The 17,012-nt window shown below is 40.4% G+C and carries 13 protein-coding genes and 1 pseudogene; 4 read left to right on the forward strand and 10 right to left on the reverse strand.

The window, feature by feature from the left end:
* Positions 1 to 52 precede the first annotated feature (52 nt).
* The 4 genes and pseudogenes from J2Z20_RS04515 to J2Z20_RS04530 form a co-directional block, all read right to left on the reverse strand.
* Positions 53 to 547 carry a DUF6933 domain-containing protein gene (locus J2Z20_RS04515; RefSeq protein ID WP_209845781.1) on the reverse strand — a complete coding sequence of 165 codons (495 nt, stop codon included), beginning with the start codon at positions 545 to 547 and terminating at the stop codon, positions 53 to 55.
* Between the two features lie 239 nt (positions 548 to 786).
* On the reverse strand, positions 787 to 1,062 hold the full coding sequence (locus J2Z20_RS04520; protein ID WP_209845782.1) for a hypothetical protein: 276 nt from the start codon (positions 1,060 to 1,062) through the stop codon (positions 787 to 789).
* Positions 1,063 to 2,440: 1,378 nt separating this feature from the next.
* Positions 2,441 to 2,632: a hypothetical protein gene (locus J2Z20_RS04525; RefSeq protein ID WP_209845783.1), complete on the reverse strand. Its 192-nt coding sequence runs from the start codon at positions 2,630 to 2,632 to the stop codon at positions 2,441 to 2,443.
* A 551-nt stretch (positions 2,633 to 3,183) separates the two neighbouring features.
* A pseudogene (locus J2Z20_RS04530) lies at positions 3,184 to 3,783 on the reverse strand (IS256 family transposase); the annotation flags it as partial.
* Positions 3,784 to 4,208: 425 nt separating this feature from the next.
* Between J2Z20_RS04530 and J2Z20_RS04535 the strand changes: the two are divergent.
* Positions 4,209 to 5,417 (forward strand): COG4705 family protein, encoded by a 1,209-nt coding sequence (locus tag J2Z20_RS04535; RefSeq protein WP_209845784.1) that lies wholly within the window; start codon positions 4,209 to 4,211, stop codon positions 5,415 to 5,417.
* A gap of 303 nt (positions 5,418 to 5,720) precedes the next feature.
* Here the strand turns inward: J2Z20_RS04535 and J2Z20_RS04540 are convergent, their stop codons facing one another.
* Positions 5,721 to 6,896, reverse strand: a complete 1,176-nt coding sequence (locus J2Z20_RS04540) for an MFS transporter (protein WP_209845786.1) — start codon at positions 6,894 to 6,896, stop codon at positions 5,721 to 5,723.
* Between the two features lie 25 nt (positions 6,897 to 6,921).
* Positions 6,922 to 7,902, reverse strand: a complete 981-nt coding sequence (locus J2Z20_RS04545; protein WP_209845788.1) for an aldo/keto reductase — start codon at positions 7,900 to 7,902, stop codon at positions 6,922 to 6,924.
* Positions 7,903 to 8,148: 246 nt separating this feature from the next.
* On the opposite strand from J2Z20_RS04545, the gene J2Z20_RS04550 reads away from it, so the two are divergent.
* Complete coding sequence (locus J2Z20_RS04550; RefSeq protein ID WP_209845790.1) at positions 8,149 to 8,694, forward strand: TetR/AcrR family transcriptional regulator; 546 nt, start codon at positions 8,149 to 8,151, stop codon at positions 8,692 to 8,694.
* Positions 8,695 to 8,899: 205 nt separating this feature from the next.
* Here J2Z20_RS04550 and J2Z20_RS04555 read toward each other — a convergent pair whose 3' ends face one another.
* Both J2Z20_RS04555 and J2Z20_RS04560 read right to left on the reverse strand, forming a co-directional pair.
* The gene (locus tag J2Z20_RS04555; RefSeq protein WP_209845792.1) at positions 8,900 to 10,120 is read right to left on the reverse strand and encodes a sugar efflux transporter; all 1,221 of its coding nucleotides are present in this window, start codon (positions 10,118 to 10,120) and stop codon (positions 8,900 to 8,902) included.
* Positions 10,121 to 10,462: 342 nt separating this feature from the next.
* On the reverse strand, positions 10,463 to 12,223 hold the full coding sequence (locus J2Z20_RS04560; RefSeq protein WP_209845794.1) for a GMC family oxidoreductase: 1,761 nt from the start codon (positions 12,221 to 12,223) through the stop codon (positions 10,463 to 10,465).
* A gap of 739 nt (positions 12,224 to 12,962) precedes the next feature.
* On the opposite strand from J2Z20_RS04560, the gene J2Z20_RS04565 reads away from it, so the two are divergent.
* Complete coding sequence (locus tag J2Z20_RS04565; protein ID WP_209845796.1) at positions 12,963 to 13,499, forward strand: M48 family metallopeptidase; 537 nt, start codon at positions 12,963 to 12,965, stop codon at positions 13,497 to 13,499.
* 46 nt (positions 13,500 to 13,545) lie between these two features.
* Entirely contained in the window at positions 13,546 to 13,761 is a 216-nt protein-coding gene (locus J2Z20_RS04570) for a hypothetical protein (protein ID WP_209845798.1), read from the forward strand.
* Between the two features lie 422 nt (positions 13,762 to 14,183).
* Here J2Z20_RS04570 and J2Z20_RS04575 read toward each other — a convergent pair whose 3' ends face one another.
* On the reverse strand, positions 14,184 to 15,449 hold the full coding sequence (locus J2Z20_RS04575; RefSeq protein ID WP_209845800.1) for a cation:dicarboxylate symporter family transporter: 1,266 nt from the start codon (positions 15,447 to 15,449) through the stop codon (positions 14,184 to 14,186).
* 349 nt (positions 15,450 to 15,798) lie between these two features.
* A complete protein-coding gene (locus J2Z20_RS04580; protein ID WP_209845802.1) occupies positions 15,799 to 16,992 on the reverse strand; it encodes an ornithine--oxo-acid transaminase in 1,194 nt (397 codons plus the stop codon).
* Positions 16,993 to 17,012 lie beyond the last annotated feature (20 nt).

Consider the following 17,012-nt stretch of genomic DNA (forward strand, 5'->3'; position numbering starts at 1 on the left):
CCGAAGCGTGAATGTGGTGTTATGCGATGCCAGTACCACCTTGAATAATCTTTCACACTGTGTTGTAGTTCTTATGATCCCATAAGGATTCTTTAAAGTAACTGATCGGTTCCATGTAATCTATTGGTTTATGAATCATTCTGTTCAGCCATTTCAAGCGTTCAATATTATCGTAAAAGTCATCTTCAATAAACCATGTAACTTCTTTCATTGTTCCAAGGACACTTCTATTGTTTGTCTTCGAAATAATTACTTCTGCGCCATACGCTAAATATCTATTGATCAAACTTTCATTAACCCCCTCTCGGAGTAAGTATTCCCGAAGAGTTAACATGAATTTATCTTTCAATCGCTCTATTTGCCCTGTTCTTATTCCATCAATGATAATAGCTAATCTAGTTAAATCGTTCACAAAGACAATGTGTTTTCTTTTGTTCAAGTTATATATATTTACATGCCAGCTTAAAAACGGAGCTACACTGAATTCTTCAACTGGAGTTGTTTTCATGTCTTTCAATAATTCTTTAGTAAGTCTTAGAGTAAGCATTCTGTTGTTCCCTTCTCGCACTGGTTTCGCATAACGTTCCCGTATTCACGACGCCGAGAGGCTTAAGGCCACGAAGTGGCCGGTTCCGACAGGACTTAGCCTCGCAGGTGTGTCCGCCTGATCCACTCCCCCCAATTCCATCTGGCGGACTGAGGGCCGTAAGGCCCGAAGCGTGAATACTAAATGTTATATGACGTTCTTGCCTTCATCGAATTACTATAGAAAAGTTTTGTTTTCGATTATGTTTCTATAGGTTTTATCTCCTCAAGTTCCCATTTACTAAACCTACTTTTCTTGTATGAAATAAAATACTGTTCATTTTTTTGAATCAGCTCCGTTATAATTTTAGGTATTTCAATTTGTCTTTCTCTTCCACTCAAGTTTTCAATTATTATTGTTCCTCGATTAATTTCTTTAATTGTTACGACTTCTGCTGTATATCTTGTTTCAGATGCCCAAATTATCCCGATAAAAACAACTACAGTAGCTAAAAGTGAAATCAAAATTTTCTTCATATCGTTACCTCTAGCATTTTAGTTTGCTTCTAGTAAAACCCTGTCTTATTCTATTCATTCGCCGTATGTAGTGATTGAAACATTACACGGACAAGTCATTTGACAATGATCTCCAATGTATTTTTCTTTTGATCTTAATCCGCACTTGCAAGTATGTCATATAACGTTCTCAGTATTCACGAACCCGAGAACCTTAAGTGACCAACGGGAACGGGTCGAAGACTTAGGCTCGCAGGGTTGTCCGGCTGATTCCACTTCCTCGCTTCTCAACATCGGCCGGATCAAGGGCGCAAGCCCGCAGCGTGAATACGGTGTTATATGATGGCATGGCCTTCTTGAAACAACCTCAAAAATCTCTTGCTTTAATTCAATTGAATTTATCCTTTGATTAGTCCTTTAATAAGCCCTAAAAATAGTCCTTTACCAAAGTCTTTAGTCAGTCCTTTGTTTTGTTTTTAATCAGATTTTTTCTTCGAATTACTATCTGCCTGTTTCTTGCCTTTATATATTCTATAAATACTTAAAGGAAACCAGATAACCCCAAGAAGTAAACTTGATATAATTGAAATATATAATAAAGGAGATATTGTACCGTCTCCCACTGGCCCCGTTTTTGGTTGTTGAAGTGACCTTAGTTCAAAAGCAACTAAAAATATTAAAAATATAGATATTATAAGAGTAATATAATTCCGCATCATTGAACCCATCCCTCAAAATTAAGATTTGCCATGCTTTCATATAACGTATTATTTGCGAAAAACTTCGAAAAAAGTTACTGATTAAGTTGGATTTACGAGTATCCTCTTAATTTATATTACTATAATTAGGACACACATGTCATGATTTTCTACCTGTAAGAACTTTATCCCATTCCTGTAGCTTAAAAGAGGTTGCTGGTCATCTATTCAGCTATCGTACTCCGTTTACTCAATGGACTCTAGTCTTCTGCTGCTCATATGTATCTTCTTGGAGTTACATAGTCGGTTTCGTTGCATTACTATTATTAATGCCAATTCCAATTATCAGGTGAGTGTTAAAGTATTAGTCCGGATGTATCGAATTGGTGCGGTTTTGTTTTTAATACTTAACAACCGGTAGGATCAGTAAAATAAATATTAGACTATCCCCTTAGATACAAGAGCGGTAGCCATGGACCGGAAAACAAAGTCCTAGACTGCCGCTTATTTATTTAACTGATGTTTTCCGTTAGCTTAGTTTCCGATGAGTTCAAGAACAAGATCTTGGAATGCCCTTCCCAATGAATAATTAGCCTTCATTGCGGTATGGTTCCCCATATCACTCTACTAATAGCGAATAAATTAGGCACCCTTCCTTAAGTGCCCGCTGAAAAAACATACTAAACCGCTGAATGGCATGCCTATTGATACCACCTATTCAGTTCATCACTAGATAACGCTTCTAATTTTCGAATTTGTTTTGTCTTCATATCATAACGATACAAAGAAAATGTATTGGATGGTTTTCCAGAGGCCCAATCAATAAATTTGGAATTATCTTCCCACTTACCAGAACCGACGCCGATAAAATCTTGATCTGAAATAATATCCAATGGAGAATCGTCGTTAACGGAGTAAAATGCTATATTCTGCTGACCTATTTGACCAATAGTAAGAGCGATTGTATCGCCATTAGGTTTCCATTCCAAAATGGAGACGATTAAGGGGTTGCAGCCACATTATTATGTTCCAGATTTGAACAAGCTGTTAAAAATAACAATAACCCTAACAACAAGCTGGATAATTTATTTGGCTTCATTGTTTCACCCTTCCACTTCATATTTTCTCGTGCCTTTCTGATAACGTTTCCGTGTTCACGATGTCCAAGCGGCTTAGGCAACGTAGTTTCCGGGTCGTCAGACTTAGCCGATTTGATGTGTCACCTGATTCCACTTCTCCGGAATTCCTCTTGGTGACCAAGGGAGCGTTAGCGACCGGTTTGGGAATGCAATGTTAGCAGATGTCCCCGACTTCGTAGATACACTTTCAAAAATTGTTCTTTATCCAATCTCTAATCCAATCTTTTATCTACTTAATTAGTCCTTAATGGTAGCGTCAATATTTTTGTGTAAATGGAAAAGTACTTCTCCAGTAGCATACTGAATTAATTACGTGTACTAAACATTGCTGCTAACTCAGCACGAGCTCTAAGCCAATATGGCAACGTGTGGCAAAGCGTTGGTTGTAATTTTCAAACTGGGAAACCAGGAATTTCTCTAATGCCTCCTCGTGTGGAAATTGCTCCTTACGCTTCGTGTATTTCTTAATTTGTTTGTTGATCGATTCGATCAGATTTGTTGAGTACAAGCTTCTCCAGATCGGTTTTGGAAAGCTGTAGAAAGTGAAGATGTAGGGATTGTCGAACAGTGATTTGGTTGCTTTTGGATAATTGGACTTCCATTTGTCGCAGAAGGCTTGAAGTGCTGCTTTGCCAGCTTCTTCATTTTCTACACGATACACCGATTTGAAGTCCTCGCAGATCTCTTGACGATCCGCAACACGTACTTTATGGGCAAGATTACGAGCTAAGTGTACACAGCAAGTTTGGTATTTTGCATGCGGATACACTTCTGCAATGGAAGCTGGCATGCCCTTTAGACCATCAGAGATAAACTACAAGACTTCCTCCGCACCACGTTCCCGAATATCGTAGGAGCTCTTTCCATACGAATGCAGACTCTGTAGGCGCTAAGGTGTAGGCAAGTTGCCTGAATGAAAACCAATTCGGTCATACTTCTCATAATCTAGAAAAGCGGTTAGTTCGGTCTCTATAAGGTGATTCATGGATATTTCTAGATGAAAACGAAATACTTCGGTCACATCTTGTTTGGTCACTAGTGCTTGGACTAAATCTGTTGTATCCGATTCATAGGGAAGGCCTCTTTTCTATGGATTGTTGTCTGGTAACTCCATTCTACTAGAAAAGGCCTTCCTTTTTTGCTATTCAGCTATTTACACATAATATTTTACGCTCTCAGATTTTTTTCTGTGTAATTGTTAATAGTTTTTTAATGTTACTCTAATCTCACTATATTAATGTTATTTTAACCTCAAAATAACGTGTTTATAAATTGAGGGAGAAATAAAAATTAAGTAGTGGGAAACCACTGCAAAGAAAGGAATATATGTATGGAAGCGAACCAAAATAAATTGAAAATCCTACTTAACAAGGTGCCAGAAGTTACTATTTTCTTCTGGATAATCAAGGTTTTATGCACAACTGTCGGTGAAACATTTGCTGATTTCCTAAATTTCAATCTCGGATTTGGTTTAACTCTCACTACAATAATTATGGGAATAGCGTTTTTTATTGTATTGTATTTTCAATTCAGAGCAACTAAATATGTTCCAGGCATTTATTGGCTAACGGTTGTGCTTATAAGCGTATTTGGAACGTTGGTAACTGATAATTTGACAGACAATGTCGGAATACCTCTTGAGACTAGTACAGTCGTTTTTTCCGTGCTACTAGGATTAACTTTTCTTTTTTGGTATCTTAGTGAAAAAACACTATCGATACACTCGATTTTTACAAGAAAAAGAGAAGTTTTCTATTGGCTTACCATTCTTTTCACATTTGCCCTTGGAACGGCAGTCGGCGATTTATTTTCCGAACAACTCGGTCTTGGTTACCTTCACACAGGAATAACAGTCATTATTATAATAGCTATCATATTGTTAGCGTGGAAATTTTTGAAACTTGATGGGATACTAGCGTTTTGGATTGCGTATATTCTTACTCGTCCGCTCGGTGCATCATTAGGAGATTATCTATCTCAACCAAAAATTAATGGCGGGTTAGGTTTGGGGACAACAGTTACTAGTGTAATTTTTCTTATAGCTATTTTAGCGATAATCATTTTTCTTGCCGTTACAAAAATTGATACAAAAGCAGAAAGTGAACCAGCAGAAGCAAACCAAGCGAATGGAAGCAAGAAAAATGTTTTGACGCAAACCGTTGTGGTACTGTGTATTTTCTTAGCTGTTGTTATAGGCGGTTATGTTGGGTTAAGCCAAAATATAGCAACGCAAGCTGGTTCTACACAACAAGCTACATTAGCTGGACAATTAACTGATTTTATTAAAATTGAAAATGATATACTAAAAAATGTAAACTCAAATGACTTTGCTTCAGCGAAAAAAGGGGCTGACGCTTTGGAACATCAATGGGATACATCGGAGCCTAAGCTTAGAAAAATAGATGGTGCAACATGGACGAAAATTGATGGAACTATTGACGTTGTATTGGCAGCAGTTCGTTCAGGAAACCCTGATGCCAGCCAGTGCAAATCTGCACTTAACAATTCACTTAGTATCTTAAATGGGGCAAATAAATAAAAATGAAAAACGGTCGTCTATTCAGACGACCATTTTTCACTTGATTATGTCAATATCTGACTTCGCATGACTGCCCGTTAGCGTAACGAATTTAGTCCGTTATTATTAAAAATCCGGACGGATGTCGAATGACAACGGGTCGGACTAATATGCTTTAAAAATTAGCACTCTATTCTTTCGGTTTAGTCCATTATTGAACCGCAAGTCAGACCCACTAACATCATATTGAATAGAAGAATACGTTAAGGAGCAGATGCCTTGAGCAAACTGCAACTTGTTAACAGTTTGCTTATGTAAGGCTCGTCAACTTGATTCGAAAGGAAGAGAATCGGCATTCAGAGACTGTTTGGTTTTCAACAAACGTTTCGCAAAAAAAGTGAAAAGTATCAAGGAAAACGCAACTGACACGGCGCTGACAGCGAACAATACTTGGTAGCTTGTGTACTGGGAGACCCAGCCTAGCATGATCGCACCTAGACCGATGCCAAGGTCATTAGCAGTCGACATAGAGGCGTTGGCAACTCCTTTACGGTCCGAACGGGCCAGACGTATGGTTGCCGCTTGAAGAGCCGGCTGCGCGGAACCGAAGCCGATACCATATAGAACCGCCGATACTAGCACGCCAATCAAACCGGTCGAGAGGCTCAAGACAATCAATGCACAAATCGTAATCACAAGTGCCGGTACAATGACAAACACCTCTCCGTACCGATCAGAAAGTTTTCCCGAAATGGGACGGCTGAGCGCAAGTGTTGCAGCAAAGGCTAGAAAAAACGCGCCGGGATTGACCTGGATCGAGTCAGCTAACAGCGGAACAAAGGTGGTAATGCCGCCATAAGCGATAAACAAAAAAAAGACCGATGCCGCAACGGGCAAGACCGATTTTTCGAACAATTCGATTCTTCTTGCGCCCGTTTGCGGCCGGAAAGGCATTTTTGCACCAAGCATCAGGAGCAGCGCTGCCGTAGAGAGGACGACGGCGAATAAAAACAAAGCGCTGTACGAAAGGTTCTGTGTAACCCAGATGCCGAACATCGGGCCGATTGCCATAGCCAGGGTCATGGACGTGCTAAACCACCCCATTCCCTCTCCACGGCGGGTGGATGGTATTATATCCGTAATCGCTGTGATCGTGGCGGTTGTGGAAACGGCCCAACTCATCCCGTGCAAGATTCTGAGCCCCATCAGAACGAAAATTCCCCCAACCCAGTCATACATATACATCGCCAAGATGAAAAGAAGCAGCCCCCAGACGATAAACGAACGCCTGCCGAAGCGGTCTAGCAGCCCGCCGACGAGCGGTCGGAAAATAACGGCGGACAGCATAAACGCGCCCATCGCCAGACCGACCTGCGATTCGTTGCCTCCCATCTGTTTGATGAACGGCGGCAACGTCGGATACAACATATAAAATGCGTTGAATAGGAATAGGTTTCCTAAAGTCATCAGAATAAACTGCTTCGTCCATAGGCGTTCCACTGTTCTTTCCTCCTCCGCACCACTATTACTGAAAACCAATTATTGGGTGAGGGACATACGGTTCTTCCAGAGACGTGATTTCTTCAGGTGTTAATTTAATTGAGAGAGCAGCTACCGCATCTTCGAGATGAGACACTTTCGTCGCACCGATAATAGGAGCTGTTACCGGTTCTTTCTGCAGCAACCAGGCAAGTGCGATTTGAACGCGGGGAATGCCATGTTTTTCTGCTATTGCCGCAACCCGCTCCAAGACAAATCGGTCGGTATTTGCTGTCGCATCGTATTTAGCTTTTGCAATTTGATCGGTTTCGGAACGATGTGTTGTTTCCTGTATATCACGCGTCAATCTTCCGCCTGCAAGCGGGCTATATGGAATCACACCGATTTTTTCTATCTTGCAAAGCGGCAGCATCTCCCTCTCCTCTTCACGGTATATGAGGTTCAAATGATTCTGCATCGATACGAACCGCGTCCATCCATTTTTCTCAGCTACATGTAACGCCTTCAGAAACTGCCATGCATACATGGCAGAAGCGCCTATGTATCTTGCCTTCCCTGCCTTTACCACATCATGCAAGGCTTCCATTGTCTCTTCGATGGGGGTATTGTAATCCCAGCGGTGAATTTGGTACAGATCTACATAATCTGTTCCCAGTCTCTTAAGACTTTTATCAATTTCACTCATGATTGCCTTTCGGGAAAGTCCGGCACCGTTTGGACCTTCATGCATGCGGCCATTAACCTTCGTTGCGAGTACAATTTCATCACGATTTGCATAATCCTTTAAAGCTGATCCGATAATCTCCTCACTTGTTCCGGCTGAATATACATTCGCCGTATCAAAAAAATTGATACCAAGCTCCAAAGCTTTTTTAATAATGGGACGACTGCCCGCTTCATCAAGTACCCATGGATGAACCCACCCCACTGCTGTACCAAAGCCCATACAGCCAAGGCAAAGCCGTGACACATCCAAGCCTGTATTTCCAAGCTTCACATATTCCATTCGTCTGTACACTCCTTTTTCTGATCATATAAAGAGGTTTACCGTTTGGAGTTAACTACAAGTTAATTCGAAAGGCTTTTTTAAGGATCGCCGATGCCCTAATCATTCTTGATGTATTAATAAACTTATGTCTATAATTATAAACAGATACTGAACATCAACAATTGTTAAATGAGCTTGATTTGTAAAGTAATGAACAGTTACTTGATAATTGTTAATTATTAACGAAAGATTGGTGACCACCAATTGGCTAAAGTGGATCGAAGAATACTCAAAACGCAGGAAGCGTTAAAAAAAGCTGTTATTGAACTGATGTCAGAGAAAAATTTTGATGACATTACGATACAGGATCTTTCCGACAGGGCGAATGTGAGTCGCGGGACCATTTATCTTCATTATTTAGATAAATTTGATCTGCTGGATAATCTCATTGAAGAACATATAAACGTTCTAAGGGAAATGTGCAGAACGGCATCCGAATTGGATTTTATCAAAGCGACTCTGATGTGGACCGAATACTTTGAACGTAATTATTCATTCTTTTCAATGATGTTAGCGAGTAAAGGTGCCCCTTATTTTCGTGGGCGGTTTCTTGACTTACTTATCGAAGAATTAACGAATGAGGTCGATGTAACCAAAGGTAAGAACGAGAGGTTAAATGAAGATCTTCTAGTTAGGTTTGTTGCATCTGCTTACGTAGGGGTTGTGGAATGGTGGTTTACTAATAAAAAGCCTGTCCCCCATCATGTCTTGGCAGAACAACTGGGGACATTGCTAGAGAGAAATGTGTAATCGAAAATCTGACTGTAGCTCAAGCACCACATTGGTCTTGAGTTTTTTTCGTTTCTTGGGAAAAAATGAGGTGTTTTTTATCCATGTTAGCCATCCCCCGTCATTTGAATAGACCACGATTCGGCGGAGACAATTACGGCCTGACGACGTTTTAAGGTTCCTGGTCACGAAATCGCCGGAGTCGTAACAGCAGTTGGATCGGAAGTTAGACGGACTGAGTGTATTCTGTGGGTACTTCCGTTTGCCGATAGGATCTTGTATTCCATAATATCAAGAACGACAAAACCACAAGAGCCAGACATACCCAATAAACATGACGAAACCCTGCAAACTGTGCAATGACACCGCCCCCCAGATTGCCCACTAACCTTCCAATGATGGACCCGTTGGTATAGATGGTTGTGGACAGCCCCGGCGAATTAGGCAGCAAATCCGTGAAATAGCTTAGCCCATTGCCCATGATAATAGCCACAAATGTTGCCTGAAGAAGCTGCGCAGCAATCAGGTGCCAGGACTGAGTTGATACACTTAAGAGGATGTAATAGATAATCGAGATAAAGCAGCCGTAAATCATCAGGGCATGGTTCGATATTTTTCTACTCAGGGCACCGAGTACAAGCATAATTGGAATTTCCAAACCAGCAGAAATACTTACCACCAAGCCGACATCCGCATGCGAGCCCTGAAGCTCATTCACAATAAACAAAGGCGTGTTGATCCCATTAATGGCATTGACCGCAAACAGAAAGATAAAGGCGATAAGAGGAAGTCTGATCTGCCTGCTTTTAAGCGTATAGGTAACTGTACTTCGTCTCTTCCTGATATTGTTTTGAGCCGCTTTTCGTTCTTGCAGAAACAGGAATACCAGAACTGTAATTGTAAGAAAAATCGCAGATGTCCCCAGAAACAGCCCCTTGTACCCAAACGCTCCCAAAATTAATGTCCCGCCTAATGGTCCTATTAGGAACCCGAGAGATACAAGAGAACGTAGTGCAGACATCGCAAAAGTCTTGTCATCGGATTTGCTTGCATTTGCCGATTCCTGTGCATAGGCATAGATTTGCGGCATGGCAGCAGCCCCTAACCCATTAAAAAGACTTACGGCAATCAGTAGAATAAAGAAGTTATGAAATACTAAATACGAAGCATACCCCAAAGCAGATGAAAGCATTGCTGAAATAATAATCCATTTTCGGTCCAGTCCGCTATCCGAACGTTTAGCGATGAGCGTGTTCACCACCACGCCGCTTATTGAACTCACCGCCATGAAAACACCAAAGGCTCCCGCACTCATTCCAAGATCTTCTGTACAATACAAAGATAAATACGGCATAGTAATAGAAATTCCGATGCCGACCAGCAGCATACAAATGACGAATAAACGATATCCTTTGATCGCAAACAGGTTTTTTAACCGTGTATACAACCTTTTCGTCCTCCTTAGAGCTCACCAAATGACCTGATTTACGTTCTCTCATGGATGGAAGGACAACGGCAATTCGGTAAAGTACGCCTTTGATATTTACATCATCATTGCATTTCATTCTTCGATTTTTTTCTTATAAAGAAGCGAGTTTGGCATTAATCCGGCATAATTGATTAATACATCGATTTGTCCAAACTCTTTAAGAGCATACTTGGCTAGCTCTTACATTTGTTCATGCGAAGTCACATGTGTTACTTTATAGATCGCCTTTCCACCATTACTATTCATAAAATGAAGGATTATCTCTCTAAGGGTATCTCCAAGTTTTAGGTATTGAATATATTAATTTTCTGATTCGTAATCAAAATCATCATCATGTGCAACGTAAGGGTGGGGATTGTTTTGAATAATACGTGCTGCATTTAGTCCAATCATTTGAACGGGTATGGATGTGTTGCCGTCTGGCAAAATAGGAGAAATGGATAGATCGGCTACTTTAAGGTTTTTTGTCCCGAAGACATCAAGTAATTCATTGACAACTCCATCTTGAATGCACTTCGCCATTTTACATTGCCCGCCATAATGGTAAAAGTTCGAATAAGAAGCCCTTACATAATCCCCAAGCCTTCTTCTTTTTTCTACCTCATCAGGAATAGTAAAGATCTCCTCGGGTGGGTATACCACTTTATGAATACCACTATTATTGATTCTAGCCTCCCTAATAATATTGTACGTGTTGATATATTGATCCACCATGAAATTTAGATCATTTGTATTTGACTGTAATGGATTGAAAGAAAACGATGGAAGGGCTTCAGGATCACTATGAGCTGCCATGATCGTCCCCCTGCTTCTTGGATCCAGATCGATTATGCCAAAACTCATGATATTGGTAAGCTTAGTAAAATCTAGTTCCCACCCATTACTAGCTACATCCTGAGCAGGAAGAAAGATTGGCGCAGGTGCTCCTTGCAGCTGCAACCGGCGGCCCTCCAAACTATTAACATGCTCTGATTTAAAAGCTCCTAAGGCAATAGGCTGATTTGGATCGGCTGCAAATATCGGTAATATCTGAGATGTATCCACCTCGACTCCAAGGCCGGCATACGCTTGAGTTTGCAGATTGTGACCTACGTTTGGATTTTCAATCAATGGTGTAATTCCTGCATTAATCAAATCACAGGATTTTCCAATCCCTGACCGTTGCAGAATGACGGAGGAGAAAAATCCTGCAGAAACGATAATACCTTTTCGGGCAAACGATTTATGAGAGACACCGTTCTTGACATACTCGACTCCAATGGCGATCATTTTTCTTTCCTTTTTCTTAAATAAGATTTTGTTCACCGTCGTTTTAGCGAAAATGATCAGCCTCCTCTTTCCAACCCCCAGCTCATCTGGATGAAATTCATTACCTTGAGTTACAATACACTCATTTAAATACCCCGTTGCTGTTGATGAGCGGGTAAGGGTACTGCCAATTTCTTTCTGGATAAATTGGTTTTTATAAAAAGTACAGTCTCGTACTCCTGTGTTATAGTCCACGACAATGTCGATGTCCAATACTTTTGCTGTTGCATTTGTCAGTGTTTCGATAAGCCCATTTGGAGGAATATGCTGCTGCCTAACAAATATCGGTCCCTTTCTTCCTCTTTCGTTCGGACTTTGAGTTTGTCCCGTATAGGTTTCATTTTCAATAAACAGGGGACGAACTTGATTGTAGCTCCATTGATCGCTGCCAACAAGAGCCGCCCACTCGTCATAAAGTTCTCTACTCCCACGGACAGCAAACATATAGTTAACCTCTGAGCTCCCCCCAATGACACGCCCATTAATCGTAACAAGCTGCCGCTGAATAGACGGCTCTAATCTAGATAGAAGATTGAAGGCAAACTTATTATCACTTGACAAAGAAATGGCGTTTAAAATGTTCGGACTGCTTAACAGAGCCGTACTATTTATTCCAGGCTCAAGAACAAGCACGGAAGTATGTCGGTCATCCGTTAATTTCTTTGCTACTACCCCGCCTGCTGTTCCGGCACCGATTACAATATAATCAAAAACATTCTTTTTATACTCTTCCTTTTTTATTTTATGTCCCATTAATCTCTCTACCTACCTTCTTGTTAATTATTCACCTTCTACTTATCAAGATATGTAAACAGGTTGTTTTTTGTATAGGTAGAGCTATTAGAATAAACTTCTCATATTTAACCTCAGCACCATTCATGTTACTTCAACAAATGAAATAAGTACGGTAAGGGTCCCGTAATTTTAGAGACCAGACCCATTACAAACAAGGTGAGAAAAACGCCAAGGAACACAAGTAATAATGAAAGATATAGTACTAAACTAGTATAGTGGTCTGAATCTAATTGAAATAAAAGAATAATGTAGAGTACTAGAGTGAAAGAAAAGGACAATAAAACTTGTTTAATTACACTTCTTAGCACTATACAGTCGTCGCCTTAATAGAGGCTGAGTATCACCTACATACTTATCGAAATTTTGGTATCTTTCCATTAGACATGCATACCCTACAGAAAACGAATACCCTTCTTTCATCCAGCTTTCAATGGTCGCTCATTCAGGGTGTTTCCAAGTTTTGGTCTATATTCTTCCATAATTTTCAGGGTATGATAAGAAGTAGATTTGGACAGAAGGGAACGACATGTGATAAACATTGGAGACTGCAAATCAAACCCATTGCCCGCAGTGTCAGGCTCTGATTCCGACCTCGCAACGTTATAATATGGTATGACCATTGTAACTGGAATGTTAATCCGGAGCCGGAAGATTTTCAGCCGAAGAATATTTTGAAAAAGCATATTCCGCCCAAAGCTTGTTGGAGACGGTAATTCGCAACGGTATCATGAAGCCCCGATTGACAGGTATAAAAATAGCTGCGTTAACCCTCGCACTGATGGTTCATGCGGTGAGTCTTGGCTTGATTGCCGCAGGTTGTTATTTATTGATCAAGCATTACACTCATGTGCCTCTGCTAATCATCGGCGTCATTTGCATTCTCGCCGCATGGCTCGCACGCCCCCGGACGTACAAACCCAAGAATACACTTTTGTCACGCGAACAATTTCCAATTCTCTATCAGATTGTAGATGAAATTGCGTCAGCGATGAACGCTTACCCGGTATCCGAAATCTATATCGATGAAGATTATAACGCTTTTTTTGCCAATGCAGGTTTTAAACGCCGAAACATTTTAGGCCTTGGCATGCCCCTTATTCTCTCGTTAAATAAACAGGAACTCGTAGCAGTTATTGCTCATGAGCTGGCCCATGGTATAAATGGAGATTCAAATCGGGGGTTTGTGCTGAATTCCGCGATTCGTACATTAGTCGTCCGCACCTTTGTTCGATGAATTTCGGCAGCGTTTGGAAGATATCCCGGATAGTGAGCATGAAAGAATGAAACGTCGTGACTTGCTGACCGGATCAAGACTTGATGCAACACATCCTCCTATCGCCAATCGAATGACTTTCATTGAATCTCTGGAGATTCTTGAACCGCTGTATCAAATGACCGAAGAGACCCACCGACGGCTAATGGAAGAAATTTCACCATTAAAATCGCCCATGGAAGCGGAAATATTGGATCGTTATCGGAGCTATTTGTACTACTAAGAGCTAATAAAGATCCTATCCTCCTTTCTAATAAGGAAGAAAAATACAAATACAAAAAGCGCAAGAACGGTAAGGTCACTTCTTCAAGCAGTGTCTTATTTAAATTCGTTGGCTATTGAGCTATCGTAACCGTTAGTTTAACTATCGTATACCATTCGCAGAATTTTGATTCTTACTGAATAGCCTGCGGTTATCACAGGTATGGAAACTTTCAAATTAACTACCGCGGAATTCTGAACCTTCCATCCCTATTGTTTCTTGCTTAATCTAAATATTGCTTTTAGTGACGATTAATCTTTCATCTTCCCTGACAGGGCCAGCTCTATTTCAATCCCGCACAAATAAAAAAGGACGCTGGTTAGCGTCCCGTCAGTTTAAGTGCTCTCTATAAAAACCGAGTCTGTCCCTGGTTTTTTTGGTTTTTAATTTCTTTCTTCAAATGAAGCTAAATATTTTATTCCTTTTTGCCCATCATATTGGCCTTCCCATTTTGAAACGACAATAGCTGCTAATGAATTACCCACTACATTTACTGTTGTACGAGCCATATCTAAAATGCGATCTATTCCAGCAATGAAAGCTACCCCTTCTATAGGAATGCCGACTGATCCTAATGTAGCCAGAAGTACGACTAAAGAAACGCCCGGTACTCCTGCAATTCCTTTTGAAGTAACCATTAATACTAACACTAAAGATATTTGCTGTGTAAGAGACATGTTTATTCCATACATTTGAGCAATAAATAGTGCAGCAATTGCCTGGTAAAGCGTAGAACCATCCAAATTAAATGAGTAACCCGTTGGAATAACAAAAGAAGTGATAACTTTTGGACAACCGAATTTCTCCATTTTTTCAATAATCTTTGGCATTACAGCTTCAGAACTTGCAGTTGAAAAAGCTAACACAAGTTCATCTTTTAATATTTTCAATAGACTAAAAATATTTACTTTAACCAACTTAGCTGTTAAACCAAGTATGACTAATACAAAGAATATCATTGTTGCATATACCACTATAATTAGTTTACTAAGTGGAATTAATGAGGATATACCGAACTTTGATACCGTCACACCGATTAGTGCAAATACTCCAATTGGAGCTAATTTCATTATATTATTTGTCATATTAAACATCGCTTCCGATGTGGCTTGAAAAAATTGAAGAACAGGTCTCCCCTTCTCTCCAATCGCCGCAATACCTAATCCAAACATGACAGAGAAAAAAATAATCGCTAGGATATTCCCTTCCGTTAATGCAGCGAAAATATTTTGAGGTACGATATTAATAAAAGTATCTGCCAAACTATGTGACTCAACCTCTTTTTCAGTGGAAAGATAACTTGAAATATCGCCTTTTGCCAGCGAATCCAGATGGATGCCTGTCCCTGGTTGAAAGATATTCGCTGCTGCTAAACCAATCACGATTGCGACCGTGGTAATAATTTCGAAGTAGATGATTGTTTTTCCGCCGAGTTTACCTACTTTTTTAATATCACCTGCACCCGCTACTCCGACAACTATACTAGAAATAACAATTGGGATTATAATCATTTTTATTAATCGAATAAATATCGTGCCAATGGGTTGCAAAAATTTCTCTACAGAAGGATTTCCGTAGAATATGGTCCCCAAAATAATCCCTAAAATGAGACCAATTAATATTTGCCAAGCTAAACCTAACTTTCTCAATGTAAATACCCCTCCGTAATACTTATGATGTATAAAAATGATACTAAATTTAAACCAATTATCAAAATACAAAATCTCCCAGTTTTTAGGCTCGTCCTTTAACATATTAAAGGAGATGACTGCACATGGCTAAAAGTTCATCCCGTAAAAAACGGGAAAAACTGACTAGAGAGAAAGGCTACGATCTTCATACTTTAAGGCGCGGAGGTCAAAATATTCAAATTGACACGACGACGAATAGTACGAAAACAAAAATGGAAAAGCAACATCAAAATAAACACAAAAAGCGCTATTTGTCTGAATCCGATCAGATAAATAGCGCTTTTATTCTTCACTTTCAAATTCTGAATCAAAGCTTGAACACCAGTTCAATTTTCTCAATTGCCCAGTCCAATTCCACTTTTGTTATGACCAAGGGAGGAGCAAAGCGGATGACATTTTCGTGAGTTTCTTTACAGAGTAAACCGTGTGTTTTCAGTGATTCACAATAAGGTCTTGCTGGTACATGCAGTTCAATGCCGATAAATAAACCTCTGCCTCTGATTTCTTTTACAGATGGTGAAGAGATGTTTTGAAGTCTTTTCAAAAAGTAGTCTCCTAGAGTTCGGGATTTGTGGGCCAAGCTTTCCTCTTCGATCACCTCAAGTGCAGCGATCGCTACTGCGCAGGCTAGTGGATTCCCACCAAATGTAGAACCATGACTTCCCGGGACAAAGACGTCTAAAATATGTTTATTTGCGGCTACAGCAGATATAGGAAATACGCCACCGCCTAGAGCTTTCCCGAGCACATACATATCGGGGACAACCTCTTCCCAATCACATGCAAACATCTTTCCGGTCCGTCCGAATCCCGTCTGAATTTCATCTGCTATAAAGAGCACATGATTCTCGGTACAAAGGTTCCGTACCCCTTTTAAATATCCTTGAGGCGGAATAATAATTCCCGCTTCTCCTTGAATGGGTTCAAGCAAAATAGCGACCGTATGCGGAGTAATTGCTTGTTTCAATTTATCAAGGTCTCCATATGGCACGATCGTAAAGCCGGGCGTGAAGGGTCCAAAATTTGTCCTATATTCTTTATCGGAGGAAAAAGAAATCGCCGTCGTCGTTCGACCGTGAAAATTATTTTGAGCAACAATGATTTCGGCGGCATCTGCAGGTACACCCTTTTTTTCATATCCCCATCTTCTCGCTGCCTTGACAGCGGTTTCAACAGCTTCCGCTCCTGTATTCATGGGTAAAATCATGTCCTTTTGAGTGATGAGGTGAAGCTTCTCATAAAACTCGCCCAGTCTGTCATTATAAAAGGCGCGAGAAGTAATAGTTACTTTATCAGCTTGGTCCTTAAGCGCTGCAATAATCTTTGGATGCCGATGACCTTGGTTCACGGAAGAGTAAGCACTTAACATATCCATGTAGCGGTTGCCTTCCGGATCAGTCACCCATACGCCTTCGGCGTGGAGAATCACAACAGGTAATGGCTTATAGTTGTTGGCACCGAACTTTTGCTCTTGTTCAATATAGTGGTTTGAGTCTTTCATAAGAACCCCTCCCCTTCTAT

The organism is Paenibacillus sediminis, assembly GCF_017873765.1.
Taxonomy (GTDB): domain Bacteria; phylum Bacillota; class Bacilli; order Paenibacillales; family Paenibacillaceae; genus Paenibacillus_AG; species Paenibacillus_AG sediminis.